At 61.2% G+C, this 19648-nt stretch carries 20 protein-coding genes, 1 tRNA gene and 1 rRNA gene; 10 read left to right on the top strand and 12 right to left on the bottom strand.

Annotated elements, in window-relative coordinates:
* Positions 1-204 precede the first annotated feature (204 nt).
* A 5S ribosomal RNA gene (gene rrf, locus E2481_RS17345) occupies positions 205-327 on the top strand.
* A gap of 58 nt (positions 328-385) precedes the next feature.
* Positions 386-460: transfer RNA gene (locus E2481_RS17340), tRNA-Met, on the top strand.
* Between the two features lie 39 nt (positions 461-499).
* On the opposite strand, the gene E2481_RS17335 is transcribed toward E2481_RS17340, so the two are convergent.
* Positions 500-1429 carry an ArsA family ATPase gene (locus tag E2481_RS17335; RefSeq protein WP_136718423.1) on the bottom strand — a complete coding sequence of 310 codons (930 nt, stop codon included), beginning with the start codon at positions 1427-1429 and terminating at the stop codon, positions 500-502.
* A 181-nt stretch (positions 1430-1610) separates the two neighbouring features.
* Between E2481_RS17335 and E2481_RS17330 the strand changes: the two genes are divergently transcribed.
* A complete protein-coding gene (locus E2481_RS17330; RefSeq protein WP_136718422.1) occupies positions 1611-3248 on the top strand; it encodes a potassium channel family protein in 1638 nt (545 codons plus the stop codon).
* A gap of 40 nt (positions 3249-3288) precedes the next feature.
* Here E2481_RS17330 and E2481_RS17325 read toward each other — a convergent pair whose 3' ends face one another.
* The gene (locus E2481_RS17325; protein ID WP_136718421.1) at positions 3289-3717 is read right to left on the bottom strand and encodes a universal stress protein; all 429 of its coding nucleotides are present in this window, start codon (positions 3715-3717) and stop codon (positions 3289-3291) included.
* A gap of 444 nt (positions 3718-4161) precedes the next feature.
* Here E2481_RS17325 and E2481_RS17320 point away from each other — a divergent pair, with 444 nt between their 5' ends.
* Positions 4162-4929 carry an SAM hydroxide adenosyltransferase gene (locus E2481_RS17320; RefSeq protein WP_136718420.1) on the top strand — a complete coding sequence of 256 codons (768 nt, stop codon included), beginning with the start codon at positions 4162-4164 and terminating at the stop codon, positions 4927-4929.
* A gap of 38 nt (positions 4930-4967) precedes the next feature.
* Here the strand turns inward: E2481_RS17320 and E2481_RS17315 are convergent, their stop codons facing one another.
* Together E2481_RS17315 and E2481_RS17310 are read right to left on the bottom strand one after the other, a co-directional pair.
* Positions 4968-5327, bottom strand: a complete 360-nt coding sequence (locus tag E2481_RS17315) for a hypothetical protein (protein ID WP_256867914.1) — start codon at positions 5325-5327, stop codon at positions 4968-4970.
* A 291-nt stretch (positions 5328-5618) separates the two neighbouring features.
* The gene (locus E2481_RS17310; protein WP_250137871.1) at positions 5619-7475 is read right to left on the bottom strand and encodes an SLC13 family permease; all 1857 of its coding nucleotides are present in this window, start codon (positions 7473-7475) and stop codon (positions 5619-5621) included.
* 262 nt (positions 7476-7737) lie between these two features.
* Between E2481_RS17310 and E2481_RS17305 the strand changes: the two genes are divergently transcribed.
* Positions 7738-8166 (top strand): universal stress protein, encoded by a 429-nt coding sequence (locus E2481_RS17305; protein WP_169302483.1) that lies wholly within the window; start codon positions 7738-7740, stop codon positions 8164-8166.
* A gap of 18 nt (positions 8167-8184) precedes the next feature.
* On the opposite strand, the gene E2481_RS17300 is transcribed toward E2481_RS17305, so the two are convergent.
* A complete protein-coding gene (locus tag E2481_RS17300; RefSeq protein ID WP_136718417.1) occupies positions 8185-9069 on the bottom strand; it encodes a universal stress protein in 885 nt (294 codons plus the stop codon).
* A 154-nt stretch (positions 9070-9223) separates the two neighbouring features.
* On the opposite strand from E2481_RS17300, the gene E2481_RS17295 reads away from it, so the two are divergent.
* The gene (locus E2481_RS17295; RefSeq protein WP_136718416.1) at positions 9224-9673 is read left to right on the top strand and encodes a pyridoxamine 5'-phosphate oxidase family protein; all 450 of its coding nucleotides are present in this window, start codon (positions 9224-9226) and stop codon (positions 9671-9673) included.
* Positions 9674-9734: 61 nt separating this feature from the next.
* Here the strand turns inward: E2481_RS17295 and E2481_RS17290 are convergent, their stop codons facing one another.
* Positions 9735-10202 (bottom strand): pyridoxamine 5'-phosphate oxidase family protein, encoded by a 468-nt coding sequence (locus E2481_RS17290; protein WP_136718415.1) that lies wholly within the window; start codon positions 10200-10202, stop codon positions 9735-9737.
* A 169-nt stretch (positions 10203-10371) separates the two neighbouring features.
* On the bottom strand, positions 10372-10791 hold the full coding sequence (locus tag E2481_RS17285; RefSeq protein ID WP_250137870.1) for a DoxX family protein: 420 nt from the start codon (positions 10789-10791) through the stop codon (positions 10372-10374).
* A gap of 8 nt (positions 10792-10799) precedes the next feature.
* Between E2481_RS17285 and E2481_RS19065 the strand changes: the two genes are divergently transcribed.
* Positions 10800-10928: a hypothetical protein gene (locus E2481_RS19065; RefSeq protein ID WP_256867913.1), complete on the top strand. Its 129-nt coding sequence runs from the start codon at positions 10800-10802 to the stop codon at positions 10926-10928.
* A 109-nt stretch (positions 10929-11037) separates the two neighbouring features.
* On the opposite strand, the gene E2481_RS17280 is transcribed toward E2481_RS19065, so the two are convergent.
* Positions 11038-11331 (bottom strand): helix-turn-helix transcriptional regulator, encoded by a 294-nt coding sequence (locus E2481_RS17280; RefSeq protein ID WP_136718414.1) that lies wholly within the window; start codon positions 11329-11331, stop codon positions 11038-11040.
* Between the two features lie 422 nt (positions 11332-11753).
* Between E2481_RS17280 and E2481_RS17275 the strand changes: the two genes are divergently transcribed.
* Both E2481_RS17275 and E2481_RS17270 read left to right on the top strand, forming a co-directional pair.
* Positions 11754-12389 (top strand): DUF7504 family protein, encoded by a 636-nt coding sequence (locus tag E2481_RS17275; protein ID WP_136718413.1) that lies wholly within the window; start codon positions 11754-11756, stop codon positions 12387-12389.
* A 311-nt stretch (positions 12390-12700) separates the two neighbouring features.
* Complete coding sequence (locus E2481_RS17270) at positions 12701-13726, top strand: AAA family ATPase (RefSeq protein WP_136718412.1); 1026 nt, start codon at positions 12701-12703, stop codon at positions 13724-13726.
* Here the strand turns inward: E2481_RS17270 and E2481_RS17265 are convergent.
* From E2481_RS17265 to E2481_RS17250, 4 genes are all read right to left on the bottom strand, one after another.
* Positions 13697-14320 carry a DUF7519 family protein gene (locus tag E2481_RS17265; RefSeq protein WP_136718411.1) on the bottom strand — a complete coding sequence of 208 codons (624 nt, stop codon included), beginning with the start codon at positions 14318-14320 and terminating at the stop codon, positions 13697-13699. The two genes, E2481_RS17270 and E2481_RS17265, sit on opposite strands and share 30 nt — an antisense overlap.
* Before the next feature lie 68 nt (positions 14321-14388).
* Positions 14389-15618 carry a DUF58 domain-containing protein gene (locus tag E2481_RS17260; protein WP_250137869.1) on the bottom strand — a complete coding sequence of 410 codons (1230 nt, stop codon included), beginning with the start codon at positions 15616-15618 and terminating at the stop codon, positions 14389-14391.
* A 35-nt stretch (positions 15619-15653) separates the two neighbouring features.
* Positions 15654-16274 (bottom strand): DUF7269 family protein, encoded by a 621-nt coding sequence (locus tag E2481_RS17255; protein WP_136718409.1) that lies wholly within the window; start codon positions 16272-16274, stop codon positions 15654-15656.
* Positions 16267-17139, bottom strand: a complete 873-nt coding sequence (locus E2481_RS17250; protein WP_169302482.1) for a DUF4129 domain-containing protein — start codon at positions 17137-17139, stop codon at positions 16267-16269. Before E2481_RS17250 ends, E2481_RS17255 begins: the two co-directional genes overlap by 8 nt.
* 346 nt (positions 17140-17485) lie before the next feature.
* Here E2481_RS17250 and E2481_RS17245 point away from each other — a divergent pair, with 346 nt between their 5' ends.
* Positions 17486-19504 carry a bacterio-opsin activator domain-containing protein gene (locus E2481_RS17245; protein WP_136718407.1) on the top strand — a complete coding sequence of 673 codons (2019 nt, stop codon included), beginning with the start codon at positions 17486-17488 and terminating at the stop codon, positions 19502-19504.
* Positions 19505-19648: the final 144 nt, after the last annotated feature.

Genomic DNA, 19648 nt, shown 5'->3' with positions numbered 1-19648 from the left:
TAGTCCGCGAGCACTAACAGACCGAAGCCATCATTCATACCGCATTTGGACGCACTGACCCGTTGATTCGGGTCCAGGCGTTAACTGGATTGCACATACACACAGTCCATATCACTGAAAGACAAACCTTTCAAGTCTTGAGCTACTACGGTAGTTCAAGACACCGACACTGGTATATCGTGGTTCGATTCCGCGAGTCGGCGTTAAGGCGGCCACAGCGGTGGGGTTTCCACCCGTACCCATCCCGAACACGGAAGTTAAGCCCACCTGCGTTCCGAGGCCTACTGGAGTGCGCGAGCCTCTGGGAGACTCGGTTCGCCGCCCTCATTCATTTCGACCCTCACACGGACCGACCGTGTGGGGGCCGTTTCATTTCGAACGTAGTAGCGGGATGGGATAGCCAGGAGATTCCGGCGGGCTCATAACCCGCAGATCGGTGGTTCAAATCCACCTCCCGCTATAATCGCGAAAGAACGTATCTCACACACTAGTGATAACTTTATTTTGGCAGTCGGTCTGCCAGGCGTTCGAGTCCCTCCCGTCCAGACACTTCCGCTCCCAGGTCCGGTAAGACGTGGACGTCCATGTCGGGGTAGGTCCGACGTATCCGGTCGAGGGTTGCTTCGTGGGCCGCTGCTCGCTCTTGACACTGGTCACAGGCTGTCGGCGGCGTCTCGTATACTCGATTCACAATGAGGGTTTCGACGGGGATATCGAACGACTCCAGTCGCTCGAGGAGTCGGCGAGTTTCTTCGAGTGCCAGGCGCTCGGGCAGGAGCACGACCCGGAAATCGGTCTGTCGCTCGTCTCGGAGCAATTCGGCGACGCGATCCATCCGGTCTCTCAACGCCTCGATCTCACCCTCGTCATCGTTTCCCAGGAAGGCTGCCGGCCCCATCACGAAGCTCCTGGCTGACGCGACCAGCCGACGAACCTCTCCCTGGACTTTCGTCGCCGTCGACAGCGATTCGCTGAGCACGTCCGGTAGTGTCAGCAAGCGGAGCGTGTGGCCCGTCGGGGCCGTGTCGAAGACGATGCGGTCCCACCCGTCATCGTCGTAGGCGAGGAAATACTCGAGTGCGGCCACTTCGTCGCTCCCCGGGACGAAGCCGGCTGCGAACAGTTGCTCGACGTCCGTTTCTGTCATCCGGAGGCCGGCCGACCGGAACTCGGCCGCCAGCGTTTCGACGATACGCTGGTAGACCGCTTGCCCGGCTTCGGGGTCGGCTTCGACTCCCCAGAGGTTCGCCTGCACCTGGGTCGGATCGCTCCCCACGTCGGTTTCCAGTACGTCGCCGAGCGAATGCGCTGGGTCGGTCGAGACGAGAAGCGTCCGGTGTCCCTGGCTGGCGGTTTTCAGGCCGCTCGCGGCTGCACAGGTCGTCTTTCCCACACCGCCTTTGCCACCGTAGAGGACGTACTTTCCCATATCCGTAGGACGGACTCTGCACACAAACGCTTCTGTGAGGGGTACCTGACAAAATGGGGGGACAGCAACGAAAACGCAATCGAAACTGGGTGTCCGAGTGCGACGCGAAACGCGATTGAGTTGGGAAAAACTCAGTAATCACACTGAAGAGTGATGGCTGAGACGGTACGTGTATCCGAGTATGCCCTGGAAGCACCGACGAGCCACGTACTACATGGCACTCGTCGCTCTGACGACCGTCACGTTCACCGTCGTATACAACGTCGGAATGACGGTGTGGGAGGGGCGGTCCCAACCCTGGTTCAGATCCCTGGAAATCGTCTTCCAGACGTTCACGACGACCGGGTACGGCGAAGACGCGCCCTGGGATTCGTTGCAGATGAACCTCCTGGTCATCGTGATGCAACTGGCGGGAATCGGGCTCATTCTCACAGCGGTCGACGTGTTCGCGAAGCGCTGGCTGCAGAAGATACTGACACCGACGCTTCCGAGCGCGAGTCCGGACATCGAGAACCACGTCGTCGTCTGTGCGTACACACCTCGAAGCGACGCGTTCATTTCGGAACTGATCGCCCGGGATCGGTCCTACGTTATCATCGAACCGGACGAGGAAACTGCCACTCAGCTACACGAGTCCGACTATCACGTCATCAACGGCGATCCGGAGTCGACGACGGTTCTGGAGGACGCGGGCATCCACCGCGCGGAGGCACTCGTCGCGGATGCCGCGGACGACAGCACTGCCAGTATCGTCCTGTCGGCGCGGGAAACGAATCCCGACGTGCGAATCGTCACGCTCGTCGAGGACAGACAGTTGGCCCAGTATCACCGGGTGGCCGGTGCGGACGAGGTGCTGTCGCCGCGGCAATTGCTCGGCGAGAGTCTCGCCAGGCACGTGCCGACCGCGGTCACTACCTCCGTCGACGAGGGAGTGACGCTCGGCGAGGACTTCGAACTGGTCGAACTCACCGTCGACAGGGGCAGCGACCTGTGTGATCAGCGGTTCGCTGAATCGCGGATCCGTAGTCGATACGGGGTGAACGTCATCGGTGCGTGGTTTGACGGCGACTTCGAGAGCCCGGTCGCTTCGGACCGGCGACTGGGCAAGGGAACCACGCTGCTCGTCTCCGGGGAACCCGACCGGGTCAACGCGCTTCGGGATGCAACTGTCTCGTCCGTCCGTCAGTTCTCACCACACGAGGTCGTCATCGCTGGCTTCGGCGAGTCCGGGAACGCGGCCCACGAGGTTCTCTCCGAGACGAATACCCGCATGACGGTGCTCGATACAGAGGCGAAGTCCGGTGTCGACATCGTCGGTGATGCACGCGACCCGGACGTACTCCGTCAGGCCGACATCGAGACCGCGTCGGCGATGCTGGTGACGGTTGGCGACGACACCACCGCGATCTTCACGACGTTGATCGCGCACGACCTCAATCCGGATCTCGACATCGCAGTACGAGCCAACGACCAGGCAGACGTCGAGAAACTGTACCGGGCGGGCGCATCGTACGTGCAATCGCTCGCGGCCGTCAGCGGTCGGATGATGGCCTCGACGGTTTTCGACGACGAGGAAGTGCTGGCGTACGATCAACAGATCGAGGTGGTGAAACTGCCGCCCGGTGACCTCGCCGGTCAAACCCTCGCGGACGCGGCAATACGGAGCGAAACGGGCTGTACGGTGGTCGCCGTCGAACGCGGTGACGAGATGCTGACCGAGTTCGACCCGCAAACCTTCGAGTTCGAGAGCGACGATGCCGTCGTCGTCGCCGGCACCGACGAGAGCATCGGCAAGTTCGAAGCAGCGTTCGACATTTGACTGGCGGGGCCTATCCACCGGTGGCTCCGACTCGTGATATTCAGGGATCAGGGACCGAGACGACGGGCACTGTAGCCGCTCGAACGAGGCTCTCGGTAACGCTCCCGACACGGATGCGTTCGCGCTGGCTCTTCCCCGACGACCCCATGACGAGGAAGTCCGCGTCGATTTCCTCCACGTAATCCAGGATTTCGCTGTCCGGCACGCCCTGGCGAATGGTCGTGACTACGTCGAGGCCGGCGTCTGCTACCGTTGCAGCGAGGTCGTCTAACGCATCTTCCCCCTCGTCTTCGAGGGCGTCTCTCAGATCGCCCAGGGCCAGTCCCGGAGCGGTGCGGGCCACGCGCATATCGACGACGTAGAGCAGATGGATGGTCGCATCGTGACGCTGTGCGGCGTCGATCGCGTGGTCGAGTGCGCCTGCAGCGACATCGCTTCCGTCAGTCGGGACCAGAATCGTCTCGTACATTACTCGACACTCCGTCAGAGATGACTAAATGAGATCGGTAGGTTCCCACACATTGGGAACAGAACCCCCGAACTGGAGCGTGATGATCGGTTCGACCGACCGTCGGTCGGATTTTATCGAAGAGTGACAGTATTCCACCCATTACACTCTCATCCCAAAGTATAGAATACTGTCTCTCGGTATCATTGAACATGGACGGAGGAACTGGCCACGTCGACGGAATCGAATGCCTGACGGTCGAGGCTCAGGGGAGTGGGGTCGAAGATCAGGAGAACGGAATCGTCGGGCGCGTTCACGGGGCTTCCGATACGGCGTGTTCCCTCGATTTGACCGTAGCCTTCCGGCTACCACCTACCAACTCCACTAGTAGCGGACCACGAGACACCGACGCGAACTGACGACGTTTCCATCCACCCAACGAAACTTCCACAGGTCACACACGATATGTTCATTCACTTGATCGCGGACTACGGGAAATCGGACCCGGCGTTTTCGGAGGTCGTCCACCGACTGAAACACGAACTGCCGGACGCCGACGTGCAACCGACGGCCGTTCCACCGCTGTCGACGATCGCGACGGGATTCTGGATCGAACAACTCGGCCTCCACAACCCGCCCTTCGAGGACTTGCTGCTCTACTCGAACACCGCTCCGCGGACGGCCGAGACTGGCCCTCGCCGGAACAACGAGGGAGGCGCGCTGTGTTATCTGGAACTGGACAACGGCGTTCCCGTCGTCGCAGTTGATGTCGGCTACAACCTCTCTTTTGTCAGGGAGCACATCCGAGAACTCCGTGAGATCGACGTTTCGACGGGTGGGTCACAGTTCCGCTCACGCGATTACTTTCCGACGAAGGTCGCGGAACTGGCACGGGGAACGAGGGACTCACTCGGGGCGAAACGAGCCGTCGAAGACGTGCCTGCCAGGCCCCAGCGTACAGTCTGTCACGTCGATGGGTACGGGAATATCAAGACCTCGATTCGAGCGTCCGAGTTCGATCCGGATGGCGACCGCGTGACGGTCGAACTCAACTCGCGGCGTCGGGAGGTGACCGTGAAAGACCGCGTGTTCGCGGTACCGGAAGGAACCCTCACGATCGCACCGGGGTCCACGGGTGGCGACGATCAGTACGTGGAACTGTTCCTGCGCGGGGGTTCGGCCGCGAAGGAGTTCGGCCAGCCGAGTCCTGGGACCGAACTCTCGATACAGTAATCAGATGGTGTCAGCTCTCCGTGCCCGTTCAGGTGTCGTTACGTCCCCTGGTACCACCCAAATAGCAGTGGCGCGAAAAACAGCGTCAGTGGGACGGCAATCCAGACTTCCCCTGCCAGCACGTCGTACTGGCCGATAGTTACCGAGACGGGTGTCCCTTCTATGTATCCCACCAGGAACTCGAATCCAACCGTCAGTACCGTCCACAGTCCGCCGACAACCACGAGTTCAGTTCGCGTGTACGCAACGGGACTCCAGCGAAAATAGAGAACGGAGCAAACGAGAATTGCAGCCACCAGCAGACCCGTACTGAGGACGTGGCCGGTGTACCTGCCGACGCGTGGAATCAGGAGTACTTCCCGGAATCCTCCGTTCACAATGGCGACGATTGCCAGCACTACCCAGAGGCCGAGGGGAGCCAAGAACACGTGGGGTCGAATCGGTTGTCCACCTGAAGCGAGTATCGAAGCCATTCCTGTCCCCGCTTGGTTATGTATCAACTAAACTATATGTTTCGAATCGGTCCGGTGGTTCGTCTGGTGGCACGCTGTCAGCGACTGTCCGGCGAAGCAGTCTTTCCGGGCCGAGTCTTCTGTGACACACATCGATTGATGGGTCTCTCCCTCCGCTGCTGTCTTACGAGCAGTAGATTCGTTCGCGTGCGGTCTCTGGACGCCTTCTTCGGGAGATTATACCCCAAACAACGCGACGATTCCCAGGGTGGTGACGACCGAGAGCAGTAACTGGAGCGGTGCACCGACGCGGAGGTAATCGGTGAACTTGTACCCGCCGGGGCCGTACACCATGAGGTTGGTCTGGTAGCCGATCGGTGTCATGAAGGCGGCACTGCCGGCAAAGGTGACTGCCAGCAGAAACGAGAAGCCGTCGGCACCGATGCGACTCGCCGTGTCGACGGCGACGGGAATCATCAACACGACGCTCGCAACGGGTGTGATTATGTTGGCGAGCAGTCCCGTGAGGAGGTAAAACAGGAGCAGGACCGCCACTACGGGGAGGATGTCCGCACTGGCCACGAGTACCCCGGCGATGAACTCCGCGCCGCCGGATTGTTGCATCGCAACCCCCAGCGGCAGGACGCCTGCGAGCAGGAAGACGATGTTCCAGCTCACGGCGTCGTAGGCATCGGAGGCGGTCAGACACCCCGTGACGACCATCGCGAACACGCCACCGAGAGCGGCGATGACGATGGGGAGCACTCCGAGGGCTGCGAGGCCGATGACAGTAATCATGGTGCCGACTGCGATGGGAGTCTTCGAACTGAGTGGGGCGATGTTCTCGGGTTCGGCATCAGGTTCGAGCAGTTCCTCGTCGACTCCTTCCGTGGGAACGAGGGTGCCCTGGTCGGCGAGATACTCGATTTTCTCTGTCGTTGTCTGGACGAGCAGTGTATCGCCGGACTCGATCTGCGTCGCTTCGAGGTCAGATCGGATCGGGTCCTTGCCACCTCGCCGGATGGCCAGCACTGTCGTGTCGAACTGGGCGTCGAGTTTCGCTTCGGCAACGGTCTGGGCGACCAGTCGCGAATCCGGAAGCACGACGGCTTCGACTAGAAGACTCCCGTCCCCTTCCGAGAAGTCGGCCTCGGAGACCTCGTCCACGGGACGAGTTCGGAGGTCGTACTCGCTGGCGAATCGGTCCGCGTTTGTCCGTCTCCCACGAACGATGAACACGTCCCCAGGTTCGACCAGTTGGTCGGTGGCTGTCGCGACGAACGACTCCCCGTTGCGCTCGATCTGGAGGACGTCGAGATCGACTCCCTCGTCCGCCTCGAGGTCGGCAAGCACGTCGCTGGCTCGCTGCCCGACGAGTGGCGAGGTTTCACGGATACTGACCCGCCAGAGGTGGTCTCCCAGTTCGTAGGCCTCGGTCAGGTCCGCGGTCGGATCGATACGGGCCGGTGTTAGCCACCGGCCGACAGTCAGCAGGTACGCTGCCCCGACGAGCAACACGAGAACACCCAGTGGCGTGAACTCGAACATCGAGATGGGGTGGTCGAGCAACTCCCGGGAGAGGTCACTCGCCAGGATGTTCGTCGAGGTACCGATGAGCGTGAGCGTTCCCCCCATCATCGCCGCGTAGGACATCGGCAAGAGCAGTTTCGATGGCGAGATGCGAGCCCGTTCGGCGAGTCCGCTTATCATCGGGATGAAAACTGCGACGACGGGCGTGTTGTTGATGATCCCAGCGGAGACGCCCGTGGTTCCGACGGTTGCAGCGAGCAAGCGAGACTCGTCGCCGTTCGTTATCCGGGCGAGGTAGACGCCGAGACGCTCGACGATACCGGTCTGCTGGATGCCCTCGCTGAGGATGTACATCGCGATGATCGTCACCGTCGCCGGACTGGCGAATCCCGAGATCGCGTCACGTGCTGTGACGCCCGTGTATGGCTCCAGAACGACCAGTGAGACGAGGATGCCGATGGCCGTGATGTCCGACGGAATGAGTTCCGTGACGAACAGGAGCAACGCCACGAAGATGAGGCCGAACACGACCAGCATTCCCATCGAGACCCCGACACTTACCATGTCCCAACTCCATGTTTCCGTGGCAAATAGCCAGGGGTTTTGGCCTCGTTTCTCCGAGGGGGCTGAAGATCACCACTCAGACGACGAAACCACAAATCCGTCGTTATCTCACTCCACGACTGCCTACTGATTCGAGCGAAAAAGCCCCTCTTGAACTTGCTCGCCTACTGCCGTCTCATAGCCACAAACCACCAACCGCTCACTCCCACTTTATGCAAAATTGCACATGATTTTAAATACGAAACTCACGAAAGCATATACGATGTACGAGACAGTCCTCGTGCCGACAGACGGGAGTGAGACGGCTACCAGTGCAGTTGATCACGCCATCGACGCTGCACAGCGGCACGACGCCACTGTGCACCTCCTGTACGTCGTCGACAGCAGCGTTGCGAACGCCGCGCCGGGGTTGGCGATGAGTGAAATCAAGGAGAAACTGGAGCCTGAGGGCGAACGAGCGCTTGCCGAACTCGAATCGAAGGTCGAAGAGGCCGACCTCGAGACGGTCACCGAGATGCGCAAGGGAACGCCGGATACTGAGATCCTGAACTACATCGACAACGCCGACGCCGATCTCGTGGTGATGGGTTCGACGGGGAAGAGCATCCGTGAACGCGAACGCGTCGGCAGTGTCACCGACAGCCTCGTTCGCAAAGCCGGGGTCCCGGTCATGTCCGTTCCCGGGAACTGATCGATCCCTTGTCCGGTACTACTCGCGTCCGGGGACTGCGAGTACGGGCATCTCTGCGTGTCTGATGACCCGCTCGGTCGTACTCCCCAGGATGAACCGGTTCAGTCCAGTCCGACCCTGCGTTCCCATCGCTATCAGATCGACCCCCGCTTCGTCCGCGTACTCGAGGAGGTCTTTCGCCGGGAGCCCCTCCTTTACCTCGGTGACGACATCGAGACTCCGATCACGGGCCTGCGTCGCGATTTCCTCGGTCGCTTCCTCGCCGGCTGCGGTGAGATCGGCCAGGAGTTCCGTGGGCGGCGTGTAGCTGGGGCTGGCAGCCATCTCTCCGATATTGACGATATTGAGGACGTGCACGCGGGCGTTAGCGCTCTCCGCGAAGGCGAGGCCGTGATCGACGGCGGCGGTTGCAGCATCGCTCCCGTCAGTTGGAATCAGAATATCGTCGTACCCCTCACCGAGGTGGCTTCGCTCGGTTGCTCGGGCAGTCACCACCGGAATATTTGCCTTCCGAACGACCCGTTCTGTGACGCTTCCTGCCACATAGCGCCGCACGCCTGTTCGGCCGTGGGTGCCCATCGCGAGCAGGTCTATCTCGTGTTCGCCGACGTAGTCGAGAATCGCCTGGGAGGGACTTCCCCTGACGATATCGGTTTGGAGACGGTCAGTCTCAGTGGCCAGGGCCTCGATGTCCGCGAGCAGTTCGCGATGTTCACTTTCGAGGCGGGCGATGTGGTCGTCGCTGATCCCGCCTGCATCGAACGGTCCCGCCTCCGACTGGAGATCGATGGCATTGATGACGTGAACCGTCGCATCGAACATCTGTCCGAGATACAATCCGTGCTCGGCCGCCCGTTCCGCGTGTTCACTCCCGTCTGTCGGGATGAGGATAGAATCGTACATTGTGGACCCTCGTCTGCTCCATGGAGACATACACCAATATACCTGTCCAACAGTCCCATATTCTGGCGCTCCCGGCACTGTCGATGGACTCCTCGAAGTAACGCCCGAATGACACGCCCAAGCATCTTTAGCACTCGCAGTAGCTAGAACTACCATGCCAGAAACGGATCCAGTCGAGATGACCGAGACGGAGCGCGATGACTTCCTCGGTAACGGTGGCACTGGCGTCATATCGCTTTCGACGACAGGCGACGATGCCCCCCATTCACTACCAGTTTCTTACGGCTACGATGAGTCGGAGTCGACGTTCTATTTCCGACTCGCTGTGAGCCGTGACAGTTCCAAGGACGATCTCGAAGGACGATCGGTTTCGTTCGTCACCTACGGACAGGACGACGATGTCTGGAAAAGCGTCGTCGCTACTGGACGCCTCGAGGAGACGACTGACGAGGGAATCGAAACTGCGACCCTGGAAGGACTCCAGCACGTCGATATCCCGTTGGTCGACATCTTCGGCAAACCGCCGCGTGACGTGACCTTCGAGTTCTACCGACTCGTTCCCGAGGAACTGACTGGTCGACACGAAGAGCCGACCGAAATCTGACGCAAACGCTGGGTTCGCGGGACTCCTGCTGGACCGGTTTCGGCCGGTTCGGCGTTCGTATTCAGGTTCGGAACCCCTCCGGAAGGCCCATGTGTTTGATCCCCACCTGGTCATCGATGTGAAATTCGTAGATTTTGATCTTCCTGGTCAGATCGGCTTCCCTGAAAATGTCCGGGCTCCAGGCGTTCTCGAACGCCGCGATCGCTTCGTCCCACGTCGATTCGGGAAGTCCTTCGATGGTGCCTGTCAGCAGCACACTCTCCCAACTGAACATCGTATCGGCCTTGTAGACCAGAAACCGGGCGGTTTCGGCCAGGTCACTCAGTTCCTCCTTGCGACTGGACTCCCCGAGCACGTAGGTGAAGTACAGCTGTGATCCGCCGTCGTAGCCGAACGAGAGCGGGAGTAGATACGGGGCCCCCTCGGTCGGCAACCCGAGGACCCCCATCCCCTGGTTCGACAGGAACGACTGGATCTCGGAATCGGTCATCCGCTCCAGGCCGATGTCGGCGAGTTCGTCGACAGACATACACCCACATACGTGGAAACGCTCCAAAAGCGGTGTGGCACTTCTCAACAGCAGGAGTTGCTGAGTACGTACGTTCCTATTCCAGTAACGACACCAGTCCACACTGCATGCGTACCGGTCGCTTGCACCCCTTCGCCTCGGTTGCTAAACAGAAAACGAACTGATTTGTTCACCCGCTGTGCTCGGTCTCGGTCGACGGTCGGGTATACCAGAGCGCCCAGAGAATCAACACGCCCTGGAGGGGGAGTCGGCCCCAGCGAACGAGCGCAGAGGGATCGCCGCCCCCGGGCATCCCCTCGATGACGACCCCACTGGTCGCCATGTAGAGGTTCGCCGGGAAGATCGCGACGAGCAACGCGACCGTCGCCCACGCCGCGTACCGTCGAGTCTGTGGAATCAGGAGTCCGATCCCGACTGCGATTTCGGCAACCCCGGACAGATAGACGAGTGCCATCGCTGCTGGAAAGAACGGAGGCACGATCTGGACGTACAACTCCGGGACGACGAAGTGCAACACGCCTGCAACGACGTACGCCGGACCCATCAGATAGAGTAACGGGCGTTTAAACCGATGGAGGATTTCGTTCATTACTACTGATGCTTGGCTACACCGGTGAAACGGTTTCGCTCTCCTGTCGCGTTCCGTACTGGGCTACAGACGCTCCGCTCGTACTGGTCGTCGGCGTCGTTGCAGTGCCGTCGGGAACCGAACCGGGACCGACCTGAGACGAACTGTCCACAGAGCGGCGGCCGTGGAGCCATTGGGTGTGGCCGAAGAATACGGAGGTGAGCTACCGATGCGACAGAGTGGTGTCGAGGTTCGCCGGCTGCCAATTCACGCCGACGCAGGCACTTTCTCCTGGAGGTGTTGGTCCTCCCATTCCCGTCGTGTCTCGAGTTTTCGGACTGCTTGCTGAGTCAGGTCGTACCAGTTCGTTCGCAGGTCTGCCTGGCCCTTATTTAGGAGTCCTTCCTCCGTGAGTTCATCGAGGTTCGGGTACAACCGACCGTGATGAATCTCCGACTCGTAGTAGTCGTCGAGTTCTTCCTTGATAGCCAGTCCGTGGGGTTTGTCGAGGTTAGTGACAACGTACAGTAGGTCACGCTGGAACCCTGTTAGGTCGTGCATCGTCACCTGTAGCTGGTATCGCTGTCTGTATAGTTATCAACCTGTTAGTCCACACATACGGCCCCCAACCGTCGGGGATCCGAGAGACCATCTCGGCAAGCGGCTGAAACGACAGACATCGTGATTTTTACCCGCTCCGATTCGGTCTTCAATATCTGCATAACAGGTGAACGCGAGATTAGCGGCGGAACTGTCGCTGCTAACCCTGCTCGTTCAGACTGTCTCGCTGCTCCTCGTCAGGCTCGGGTGTTGGTGTCGATCTCGGGGCAGGAACAGTCGGCGTCGGCGAGTCATCGAAACCGTTGCACTGGGTTCACCCACGAATCGCAGGAACTGGCCGACGACTGGAGCACATTATTGGTCCAATAACAATGCGAGCGGGGGCTGAAGACACAGATAGGAATCTCCAGTTCATGACATCGATGGAAACGAAACAATCCGGAGACGCTACCCACGGGCTTGATCTTTCGAGGGATGGGTTCGACAACGGAAACGTGCTCGTGCTCGCCCCTGTGTTCCACCCACAGCAGCGTGAGGAGTGTCTGTCTCTGACCGGTGGTGAGGCAGCGCCTCCCACGGACGTCCTCTACTTCTCGTTCACACGGAGTATCGGTCGAACGATCGAACGCTGGACGGACAGCCCATCCGACGTCCCGGAGCGATTCGGGGTGATCCGGGTGAACGATTCGTTCTCGGTGGGGCAGCCGGATTCGGCCGAGGAATATCCCACCGATAGCCCGGTGACTGTCAAAAACACCTCGCTGCCACCGGACCTCACCGGTCTCGGCATCGCGTTCGGCGAGTTTCTGGACACCTGGGTCAGCGACGACCGTCACCTCTCGATCTGTTTCGATTCGGTGACTGCACTCCTGCAGTACGAGGAGACAGACCGGGTCTGTCAGTTCCTGCAGGAACTCACCAGGCGCGTCACAGCGCTCGATGCTGACGCGCACTACCACCTCGATCCGGGTGCCCACGACGAGAAGACCATCAACAAACTGGCCGGCTACTTCGACAGGGTTGTCGAGATCCCGGACGCCGATACCGACCTGGAGTGACTGGCTGTCTGAGCGGCTGCGGCTCACTCACGTTCTGACAGAAACGCCACACCGGAACTGGATTCTTTCGGCCTCCCGCTCAAATCGGCCCGATATTTGACATACTCGAAGTGTATCGAGTAGGATCGGGATGACGACGGCCACGTAACCGTCCAACTGAACGAGTATCGAGTCATCGTCGAGCGGAGCCCAGATCGCCACGCCACCTGACTGATTCTCGCTGTCGTCGAACTCTCGCTCGTCCCGTCTGAAACCCAGAGTCGGGACGTTATCTATTGGATAATAAACCGAGATGGCGGTGACGGGGGTATATGGACGTAGATTTGGCTGGCGAACGAAGTCGCGCTGTGCTAGACGAACTCTCGAACGTCGTCGTCATCGACGACGATATCCTTCGGATGATCCTTACCGGGGCAATCTCCCGGGGACACGTCCTTCTCGAAGACGTTCCAGGGACTGGGAAGACCTTGACCGCTCGGAGTTTCGCCACGGCACTCGGACTGTCGTTCAACCGAATCCAGTTCACTCCCGACCTGCTCCCCTCCGACGTAACTGGGACCAACGTCTTCAACGAGAAGACCCGGGAGTTCGAGTTCAGCAAGGGCCCCGTCTTCGCGAACGTCATCCTCGCCGACGAGATAAACAGGGCCTCACCGAAGACGCAGGCGGCCCTCCTCGAAGCGATGGGCGAAGGCCAGGTCACCGTCGATGGTGTGACACACCCGCTCCCGGACCCGTTCTTCGTCATCGCGACGCAGAACCCCGTCGAACAGGGGAATGGGACGTTCCCGCTGCCCGAGGCCCAGAAGGACCGCTTCCTCGTGAAAACGAGTCTCGGGTATCCCGACGAGGCCGGCGAGCGTGAACTCATCGACCGACGCGCGGACCGTGACACCCCGACCCCGTCCGCAAGTCAGGTACTCACGACTGGGGACGTGCAAGCACTACAGGGAATGCCGGAAGAAATCACGGTCCATGCGGATATCAGGGATTACATCGTCGCCGTGGTCCGGGCGACACGGGCAGACCAGCGAGTGACAGTGGGTGTCTCCCCGCGAGGGACACAGCGCCTGTTCGAGGTCGTTCGGACCCACGCGATGCTCTCCGGACGGTCGTATGTCGTTCCCGACGACCTCAAGGCGGTCGCGGACTCGGTCCTGGCCCACCGGCTGGTGCTGACTGCCGACGCGACTGTCGACGAAATCGATCAGCGAGACGTGATCGCGGACGTGCTCGACACCGTTCCCGTCCCCAGCGTCGATGACGCCGGACCCACTATCGGACAGTCTGCCGGTGCGCACTCGGCGTCAGCGGCGAAGGGCGCCAAGCAGGAGTAACGCGGCGACAAACGTCAGGACGAACGACGCAAGCGACAGCTGGGTGTCGGCCACTCGCTGTGCGAGGATGACGCTCGCGACGGCGACACCACCGACGAGCGCGCTCGCGAGCAGGTGTGTCAGTTCGAGCCGCCACGTTTGTGCCTGTCGGCCCAGTTGCTCACCGACACCGATGGCGTAATCACCACCATCCCATGCCAGGATGGTCCCGGCACCTGTCAGGAGCAGGAGGGTGGTATCCGCTTCTCGGAACAGTCCCGTGAACACGACACAGAGGAAGAGCCCACCTGTTCCGACCTTTACCAGCAGCCGTGAGCCCTGGCCGCGGATGGGCGCGATCGCACCGACGAGGAGTCCAAGTCCGACAAGTCCGGGGAAGTATCTAACTTGCTGTATCAGCTCGTCGGCCCCCAACGCGAACCCACCCAGTGCAACGACACAGACGACGATCCCGACACCTGCAGCGACCACGCCACTCACCCGGTAGCCGTACCGGACGCCTGTGATACCCAGGACGAGCACGGAGAGCCCACCGAGTTCGAGTAGTAACCACGGACGAACCAACGGGCGTCCGCCGCCGAGTGCGACGAACACAGTGACCGCCACGAGAACTGCGACAGTACTGCTCAGCAGGGTCGGTCTCGAATTGATTGTTTGGGAGCTCATTGGTCTGGAAGGTGATGGCCTCGGTCGATTTCGGCCGACAGCGATTGCTGAGGTGCCCAATCGATGGCTGTGACGCCTGTTTGCCTGAGTCTTCGGAGTCGCTGGTCGCGTTCCATGGCCGCGAGCGTGCGTCCGGTGTTCCCGTCGATGACTGTCACGTCGGGGGAAACGACGCTCACCTGGTGGCCTTCTGCCTCGAACTGTCGAATGGCCTCGACGATATCGTCGTCGAGCAGCGGCGAGAAAACCAGCAACTGTGCGTTCGACGGCAGCCGAGCACGGAGCCGCGTTCGCTGACTCGCCAGCGACGGCACTGACTCGGGGTCGGGTGGATGCATTCCGAACGCCGGATGGCTCGTGAGGAGTTGCTGCCCACGAAGGCGATGTTTCCGGCCACTACCCGGTGGCAGCCAGGCCTCGGCACGCCCGAACGCCGTGATGCCGACCTGATTGCGGTTGTCGAGCAGTGTTTCGAGTAACTGCTGGGCCGCAGCGACACAGTCGGCGACTGCGTGCGGTTGCTCGTCACGGCCACGATATGACTCGGCTCGGGCGTCGACGAGCAGGACCACCGTTGCTGCCTGTTCCTCGCGGAACTCGATGGTGGAGAGGTCACCACTTCGGGCGTAGCGGTTCCAGTCGATCCGCCCGACTGGGTCCCCGCGTCGGTAGGCGCGGGTCTGATAGAACTCGGTCCCGCTCCCACCCTGGTCGGCGGGAATTTGACCGCTCGACCCGACTGTTCGTGACCCGATCGGCGCGTCTGAGACAGCTGTCGTGCAGGTGACCTCCGTGTCGGTACTGACCTGCGTCTCGGTTTCTGTGCCACCACTTGGGTCCCGAACCACGGCTGTCGCCGACTCGAACGCGTGGCGACCACGTTCGGCCTCGACCGTGTACGTGATCGAATCGCTGGTGCCGGCCCGCAGTGCGGTCCCCAGTCTGGGGGTTCCCTCAACGACCGAAAGCGCCGGCGGGACGCCGTCGACGAACCGAAGGTCGAACACTGGTCGGGTGCCGCTGTTCCTGACTGTCGTCGTCACGTCGACGGGTTCGCCGGGTTGTGGATTCGCCTCGCTCAGACGCCGGTCAACGCTGAGTTGCGGGCTGGGAACCGCCATGAGCCAGGGATAGGCGGCAAACACGAGACCGAGCGCTGACACCAACAGAAGCGCCGGGCGTTTGGCGAGCAATCCAGCCCCCACCGCGACGAGTGTGAGAACCATGATTCCACGCCATCGCCGGGTCCGACGCGAGTCGGTCACGACGATTCCTCCATGGGTTCGCCCATCGCAGCAAGAACGTGTATCGTCCGCCGGACGCGGTAGTGGAGTGGCGTCTGTCCACGGGTGGCCGCAGCGACTACGACCCCAGGTGAACGGTGTCCATCGGTTCCGAGGAACCGGGCCGCGACCGAATCGTCGGTCCAGGTCCCCTCGTCGACCGCCTGGGTGGCTGCGGAGTTACTACACCCGCGGTCTGCTGCGACCGCCAGGACGGTCGCGCGTCGCAGCCGTGTTCGAGCCTCCGTCCGGGAGTCCGTGCCGAGCATCGGAATCCAGGCTCTGAGACTATCAAGTTGGGACTCCAGTGGGTCGCCCGGGGTTGAGGCTGGAACCGGTTTTTCGGCTGCTGGCATACTCGTCGTGTCGAGGTGATTACGTCCAGTGAAAAACACCAACCCAGCGAGGAGGAGTGCGACAGCCCCCAATGCCATCGCGAGGAGGTACTCGTTGTCGACCGCCGTACGGAGCAGCGTCCCGGCGGGTCCTGCGATGTCGTCGGCGACGAGGAAAAGGGCGACGAGCGCGATGATCCCCCCTGCACCCAGGACGACGTGTCGCCAGTTCGACCCGTCAGAGTCGATCGAGCCACTAGCCATCGAGACCGCCTTCCGATCTCCCGCTCGACTCACGCAGACAGCGCTCTGCGTGGGTCACGTCTTTGGGTGTAATTTCCCCTCTCCCGTAGCGAACGCGCTCGAACAGGTCCGTCAGTTCCCAGACCGGATCCTGATGGAGGCCACCACTGACGGCCGCACTGGCATACTCTCGTGGTGTCGCCGACGAGTCGACATCGACGTCCGCACTCCGTACCATGTCGAGCCACGCTCGCTCGATCCCATTCGCCGGTGGCCGGGACAGCGGGGAGTTGCTACCTGTCGTCTCTCCACCCCATGGAATGTAGGGCCCGAGATACCGGACAATGGCGCTCCATATCCTGTCACGATAGTGCAGGAGCAGCGCGACCGCTCCCAGCAACAGCAGCCCAACGAAGACGGGCAACAACTGTTCGAGCACCTGCAGCAGCCGCTCCAGCAGTGTCTGCCCTCGCTCAGCCGGTCCGAAACCCTCTTTGTCACCCGGTCCGTCGTCCTGTTGCATACTGCTGTCTGACCCTCCATCGTCGCTCTGACCCTTGGCTCCGCCCTGCGGTTCCGCATCGGCGGTAACTGTCTCGTCGCCGGACCCAGGTGTCTTGGCTGCCGCCGAGCCATCCTCGGTTGGTGGGGCATCCTGTGAGGAAGCACTCGACGAATCGCTGTTCTCCGAGCTTTGCTCCGCTTCGTTCAGTGAGTCACTGACATCACTCACCTGGCCCGAATCTATCGGCAGCAGTCCGCTGTCGACATCGATGAGGTCGTCTGGGGTACCCGATATCGAGGAATCGAGCGAGCCCGCGAGACTCGTAAACGCGAACAGACATCCCGCCACGAGCAGTACCGAGAGCACTCGACGGAATCTCATCGTCTCTCGTCCACAACAACCTGTCCACCGACGGAACCGTCCGATAGTCTCTCCATCCATGTCATCACAGGTAAAATATCTCGAATGTAGCGCCGACGCATGTATATCCGTGCATCGGTGCCTGTGTGGATTATTAGACGGTCGATAAGCGCTGACCTACGGACCTGCTAATAAACCGGCTGGTCGCCGTTTGCTCTGCAACCAGATGGATCAGCTGTCAGCCCAGGAGTCCGCACTGTCGGTCGAGCGGTCCGCGGTCACGACAGGACAAAGGGGACCGACCCCCGGGAACACATCACAATACCTGCAACACCCCATACCAGGGGATGGACGCCGGTGAGCGGGGATGTCGTTTCGATTCGCACACGAAACAGCAGATCAGCCGGTCACCGTTCTCGTCGTCGGGGGAACGACTCGGATTTCAGAGGCTCTCACGTCGCTACAGATCGAGGGTGAGGAGCTGTCCGTTTCTCCGGTCGACACAGCCGCCGAGGCAGTGACGCGTCTCGAAGCCGATTCTGACGTGGGCATCGTCGTCAGTGCCACAGTCCTCCCAGACTGGACTGGGCGCACACTCCTCGAACAGGTTCGTGAGATGGACCCGGACCTGCCGTTCGTTCTCGTCGGCACAGATGTGTCGGCGGTCGAGGAACGTGACGCTATCGCCGCCGGTGTGACGGAGGTCGTCCGATTCGGGACCGACCCTGCAGTCGAGGACGTACTGCGGGCTCGCGTCAAGCGAGCACTGGAACCGACTGGGATGTGGCACGGTCCAGGCGAACCGCAGTTCCAGGCGCTCGTGGAGGCGGTCTCGGATGTGATTGTCGTCGTCGATACGGACAGCGTCATCCGATATGCGAACGCGAGCGTGGCCGATATTTTCGGATACACGCCCGAGGAAGTGGTCGGTGAGTCACTGCCCAGGCTCATGCCGGACGACGAGGCACACCGGCACCTGGCGCCGGTCGATGACGCCGTCGAGACGGACGAACTGACACTCAACCGGGAGTACGTCGAGCTTCGAGGCCGACACCGTGACGGTCGTGACCTCGATATCGGCGTGTCTATCGGCGGGTTCGTTTGCCGGGGAGACCACTACTCCGTTGGCGTCGTTCGGGATATCTCTCGCAGGAAACAGCGAGAGCGGGAACTCGAAGCGGAGTCGGCCCAGCTCGAACGGCTCGGCCACATCACCGACATGCTGCTGCGAATCGAGCGGGTAATCACCCGAGCCGACACCCGTGAGCGCCTCGAACGCGGTGTGTGCGAGGAACTGGCCGACACCGAGGGGATCCTGTTCGCCTGGATCGGGGCCGTGGGAGACCACCCGGAGCGGCTCGAAGCACTGGGACAGGCGGGTCGTGATCGGGGATATCTCGACGCCATCGGTCGGACGCTCACCGAACCCGACGAGCCAGCAGTCAGAACCGCTCACTCGCGCACCCATACAGTCGAGAACGATATCTCGGCAGGAGGTGACAAGGGGCAGGAACCGTGGCGCGAGCACGCTCTCGCTCGTGGCTTCGAGTCCGTTCTGAGCGTCCCGCTCCTGAACGAGGAGCGGCTGTTCGGTGTCCTCTCGGTGTATGCGTCGACTCCCGGTGCGTTCGACGAGTTCACGGAGCAGGTGTTCGAGGACGTCGGCGATGCAGTCGCCCACGGCCTCGGAGCCTTCGAGCGGAAACGGGCACTGATGGCCGACACCGTCACCGACCTCGACCTCGAACTCCCTGTCGGCTCGGACCTCTTCGGACGGGTGGCCCGGACTGTCGGAACAACGGTGGAACTGGAGGGGATTATCCCCCGGGACGAGTCGCTGCTGGCGTTCCTGCTGGTGTCGGGAGCGGATGCCAGTGTGGTGAAATCCTCACTCGAAGCCGAAACGGCTGTCTCGTCGGTCACACGGAGAGACCGGGACGAATCAGTCCTTTTCAAGGTGGTTCTTCAGGGGACTTCGCTGGTCACCCGACTCGTCGAACAGGGAGCGACCCTTCGAAAGATCATCGCAGACAGCGACAGCACACGCGTTCTCGTGACACTTCCCGTCGATGCCGATGTCCGCCAGTTCATCGAGACACTGGAACGGACCTATCCCGGAATCTCCTTGCAGTCGCGCTCACAGCGGGACCGATCGGCGGGTGAGACCCATCGGTTCCGGACCGCCTTCGAGCAGAGCGTGACTGACCGCCAGCTCCAGGCCCTTCGGACGGCCTACCTGAGCGGCTACTTCGAGTGGCCACGGGAACACACTGCCGAGGAGGTCGCGGAACTGCTCGACATCACTCAACCAACGCTCAACCGACACCTGCGCGTCGCCGAGCGAACGTTGCTGACACTGTTACTCGACGCCGACGAGTCCCAGTAGTTCCCTCGCAAAATCACAGTCTGTTTGATAGTATTTTCCCTGTGGGTGCGCCGCCTGTTTCCCGAGCCGTTCTCTGCCGATGTGGCTGAACCCGTCTGTGGGCCGTTTTCAAAGCGTTTAGCGAGGGAGTAATAACGTATTCGG

Source organism: Halorientalis salina (assembly GCF_005049285.1).
Classification (GTDB): domain Archaea; phylum Halobacteriota; class Halobacteria; order Halobacteriales; family Haloarculaceae; genus Halorientalis; species Halorientalis salina.
This window is presented reverse-complemented; position numbering and strand designations above follow the sequence as displayed.

What these genes read in the sequence shown, in the direction of transcription:
- E2481_RS17280 (WP_136718414.1), bottom strand. Translation starts at nt 11,331, where the DNA reads ATGCACGACCTAACAGGGTTCCAGCGTGACCTACTGTACGTTGTCACT.
- E2481_RS17310 (WP_250137871.1), bottom strand. Translation starts at nt 7,475, where the DNA reads ATGGTAAGTGTCGGGGTCTCGATGGGAATGCTGGTCGTGTTCGGCCTC.
- E2481_RS19065 (WP_256867913.1), top strand. Translation starts at nt 10,800, where the DNA reads ATGCTTGGCTACACCGGTGAAACGGTTTCGCTCTCCTGTCGCGTTCCG.
- E2481_RS17300 (WP_136718417.1), bottom strand. Translation starts at nt 9,069, where the DNA reads ATGTACGATTCTATCCTCATCCCGACAGACGGGAGTGAACACGCGGAA.
- E2481_RS17260 (WP_250137869.1), bottom strand. Translation starts at nt 15,618, where the DNA reads ATGGTTCTCACACTCGTCGCGGTGGGGGCTGGATTGCTCGCCAAACGC.
- E2481_RS17245 (WP_136718407.1), top strand. Translation starts at nt 17,486, where the DNA reads ATGTCGTTTCGATTCGCACACGAAACAGCAGATCAGCCGGTCACCGTT.
- E2481_RS17320 (WP_136718420.1), top strand. Translation starts at nt 4,162, where the DNA reads ATGTTCATTCACTTGATCGCGGACTACGGGAAATCGGACCCGGCGTTT.
- E2481_RS17285 (WP_250137870.1), bottom strand. Translation starts at nt 10,791, where the DNA reads ATGAACGAAATCCTCCATCGGTTTAAACGCCCGTTACTCTATCTGATG.
- E2481_RS17270 (WP_136718412.1), top strand. Translation starts at nt 12,701, where the DNA reads ATGGACGTAGATTTGGCTGGCGAACGAAGTCGCGCTGTGCTAGACGAA.
- E2481_RS17305 (WP_169302483.1), top strand. Translation starts at nt 7,738, where the DNA reads ATGTACGAGACAGTCCTCGTGCCGACAGACGGGAGTGAGACGGCTACC.
- E2481_RS17295 (WP_136718416.1), top strand. Translation starts at nt 9,224, where the DNA reads ATGCCAGAAACGGATCCAGTCGAGATGACCGAGACGGAGCGCGATGAC.
- E2481_RS17335 (WP_136718423.1), bottom strand. Translation starts at nt 1,429, where the DNA reads ATGGGAAAGTACGTCCTCTACGGTGGCAAAGGCGGTGTGGGAAAGACG.
- E2481_RS17290 (WP_136718415.1), bottom strand. Translation starts at nt 10,202, where the DNA reads ATGTCTGTCGACGAACTCGCCGACATCGGCCTGGAGCGGATGACCGAT.
- E2481_RS17275 (WP_136718413.1), top strand. Translation starts at nt 11,754, where the DNA reads ATGGAAACGAAACAATCCGGAGACGCTACCCACGGGCTTGATCTTTCG.
- E2481_RS17330 (WP_136718422.1), top strand. Translation starts at nt 1,611, where the DNA reads ATGCCCTGGAAGCACCGACGAGCCACGTACTACATGGCACTCGTCGCT.
- E2481_RS17250 (WP_169302482.1), bottom strand. Translation starts at nt 17,139, where the DNA reads ATGAGATTCCGTCGAGTGCTCTCGGTACTGCTCGTGGCGGGATGTCTG.
- E2481_RS17325 (WP_136718421.1), bottom strand. Translation starts at nt 3,717, where the DNA reads ATGTACGAGACGATTCTGGTCCCGACTGACGGAAGCGATGTCGCTGCA.
- E2481_RS17255 (WP_136718409.1), bottom strand. Translation starts at nt 16,274, where the DNA reads ATGGCTAGTGGCTCGATCGACTCTGACGGGTCGAACTGGCGACACGTC.